We start from the raw sequence: 3,065 nt of genomic DNA on the forward strand, positions 1-3,065 counted from the left end.
GCCGGGGGTCGACCAGCGGCTGGGCGAGCTCGGTGAGCAGCCCCGCCAGGCAGACGAGCACGGCGATCAGCAGCGCCTCCGCCTGCACCAGCGGCACGTCGCGGTACGTCACCGAGTCGACCAGCAGGGAGCCGAGCCCCGGCAGCGCGAAGACCTGCTCCACCATCACGGTCCCGGCCAGCAGGTAGGCGACGACCAGCCCGACGCCGGTGAGCACCGGGACCAGCGCGCCGCGCAGCACGTAGTGGACGAGGATCCGCCGCTCGGCGACCCCGCGGGCCCGCGCGAACGCCACGTGCTCCTTGTCGAGTTCGCGGATCACCGCGGCCCGGGTCAGCTTGAGCAGCACCGCCGTCACACTCAGCGCCAGGGCCACCGCCGGCAGCACCAGGTGGGACAGGCGGTCGCCGCCCTCTCCGGGGCCGTAGGCGGGGAACCAGCCGAGCATGAGCGAGAAGACGTAGACGAGGACCAGGCCGCCGGCGAAGGCCGGGGTGGACAGGGCGATCAGCGAGGTCGTCTGCACGACGCGGTCCGTGGTCCGGTACCGGCGCAGCGCGGCGAGGACGCCGCCGGGCACGCCGAGGAGCAGCGAGATCGCCAGGCCGAGCCCGACCAGCTGCCCGGTGAGCGCGAGCCGTCCCCCGATGGTGGCTGCCACCGAGGCGCCCGTGCGGATCGAGGTGCCGAGGTCCAGGCGGAGCGCGTCACCCGCCCAGCGCAGGTACTGGACGACGAACGGCTGGTCGAGGTGGTGCCGCGCGCGGACCGCGGCGAGCGCGTCGGGGGTGGCGTTGCGGGGGCCGAGCAGGGTGCGCGCCGGGTCGCCCGGGGCGGCCTGGAGCAGCGCGAACACCGCGACGGACAGCACGAACAGCAGCGCCAGCGTGCCGCCGAGCCGGCGCAGGACGTAACGGGCGGTCATCGGTCGCCTCCCTCGGTGCCGGTGCCGGTGCCGGTGCCTGAGCCCGTGCCTGTGGCGGCGGAACTGCTGCCTGTGCCGGAGCTGGTGCCGGTGCGGGTCCCGGCGGCGGTGCCGTTGTCGCTGTCGCCGCCGGTGCGGTGGCCCGGGCCGCCCAGGTGCTGAGCCAGCCACGCCTCGGCGCGGGCGACCGCGTCCAGCACCCGGGCCGGGTCGGTGAACTCGTGGCCCTCGTCCGGGTACACGTACAGCTCCACGGGCGCCCGTCCGGAGCGGCGCAGGGAGCGGTACAGCTGGTGCGCCTGGCCCACGGGGGTGACCCGGTCCTCGGCGCCGTGCACGATCAGGGTGGGGGTGCCGGACCCTCCCGTGGCGGTGACCGCGGAGCGCTCCCGGGCCTCGGGGCGGATCCGGTAGGCGTCGTCGTAGCCGCCGCCGATGTTGCTGGTGTCGCGGAAGCTCACCCAGTCGGACGGGGCGGACACCACGACGGCGGCGCGGAACAGGTCGGTGCGGGCGGCGGCCAGCGCCGCGAGGTGCCCGCCGTAGCTGTGGCCGAGCACCGCGACGCGGCCCGGGTCGGCCTGGCCGGCGGCGATCAGGTGACGGACTCCGGAGAGCACGTCCTGCAGGTCGCCGCCTCCCACGTCGCCGACCACGGCGCGGGCGTGGTCGAGGCCGCGGCCGCTGCTGCCGCGCGGGTTGGGCAGCAGCACCAGGTATCCGGCGACGGCGAGCGCCGGGGCGAGACCGAGCACGTCGGCGGGGGCGTGGGAGGCGGTCCACAGCCAGGACGGCCCGCCGTGCAGCAGCACCGCGAGCGGGCGCGGGCCGGCGGGGGAGGGCTGCGGGTCGCTCTCCAGCAGCAGGCCGTCCACCCGGGTGCCGTCGGCGGAGGTCCAGCCGGTGGCGGTGGTGCGGAAGCCGTCGACGCGGAGTCCGGCGTTCAGCGAGGTCACGGGACGCCAGTGCCAGGCGTCCGGGCCGTCGGTGGCGGCGACGACGGCCTCGGCGGGGCGGCCGGGCGCGTCCAGCACGGTGGCCGCGGTGCGGCCGTCGGCGCTGAGCGAGAGAGCGGGGGCGAAGCCGGGGCCGGTGAGGGTGACCGGGCCGCCCCATCCCGGGGCGTCGGCCGCGGTGCGCCCGACACGGGAGCCGGAGCCGTCCCAGCCGGCGTGCCACAGGTCCGCGGCGGCGGTGCCCGCCGGGTCCGGGGCGGTGCCCGTGGGCCCTGCGGCGGCAGGTGTCGGACCGGGAGCGGTTCCTGCCGGGGCGACGACCGGGCACCGGTGGTCCGGAGCGGCGAATTCCAGCCAGGTGACGTCCTCCAGCGCGGCCGGGCGCTCGAGGTGACCCGTCGCCAGGTCGACGACCAGGGGACGGCCGGCCACGATCGAGATGCCCTCCACGACCGCGGCGCGGCGGCCGTCGGCGTCGAGTGCGGGAGCGGTGAGCTGCCCCTCGGGCTCGTACAGCGTGCGCGCGGTGCGGGCGGCCAGGTCCAGGGCGGCGAAACGGGCCTCGTAGTAGCCGGAGGGCAGCGTGTCCTCGGAGACGGTGGCCACCGCCAGGTCGCCGCCGCGCCAGGCCACGTTCCAGACCGTCAGCCCCGCGGGCCCCACCTCGTGGAGCTCGCCGGTGGCCAGCTCCACCAGGTGCAGCCGGCGCATGCCCAGGCCGGGGGCGAAACGCTCGGGGTCGGGGCGCGGGCCCAGCCGCACCGGCAGGCCCAGGCTCATGCCGTCGCGCTCCGCGCCGTCGTCCGCGGTGAGCAGCAGCGCCCGCGTCCCGTCGTCGGAGAGCAACAGGTCCTCCACCTCACCGGGGGCGCGCAGCAGGGTGTGCGTCTCGCCGGTGACGGTGTCGAGCAGGGCCAGGTACGGGTGGCCGGAGGCGTCCGCGGAGTCGTCGGACCCTGCGGGGTCCGCGGGGTCCTCGGCGTCCGCGGGCTGCGCCACGTGCAGCAGGGTGCGGCAGTCGGGCAGCCAGCGGGGGGTGTGGCGCCAGACCGTGTGGCCGGCGCCCATGTCCCCCCCGACCGTGTGGGCGGCCGCCGTGTGGTGTGCCTCCGTGTGGCCGTCGCCCGCCGCGGAGCCGTCAGCCACCGGTACGAGCACCAGGGATGTGTGGTCAGGCCCCATGG

Annotated in this window: 2 protein-coding genes; both read right to left on the reverse strand. The window is 77.1% G+C overall.

Going from position 1 to position 3,065, the window contains the following annotated elements; translation table 11 throughout:
• The coding region (locus ACOV8S_RS32575; RefSeq protein WP_448322224.1) for an ABC transporter permease at positions 1-925 on the reverse strand (925 nt) is incomplete at its 3' end.
• A partial coding sequence (locus ACOV8S_RS32580) for an alpha/beta fold hydrolase (protein ID WP_448322226.1) occupies positions 922-3,065 on the reverse strand: 2,144 nt, incomplete at its 5' end. The genes ACOV8S_RS32575 and ACOV8S_RS32580, both read right to left, overlap by 4 nt.

The sequence above is a fragment of the Streptomyces sp. CO7 genome (genome assembly GCF_053474865.1).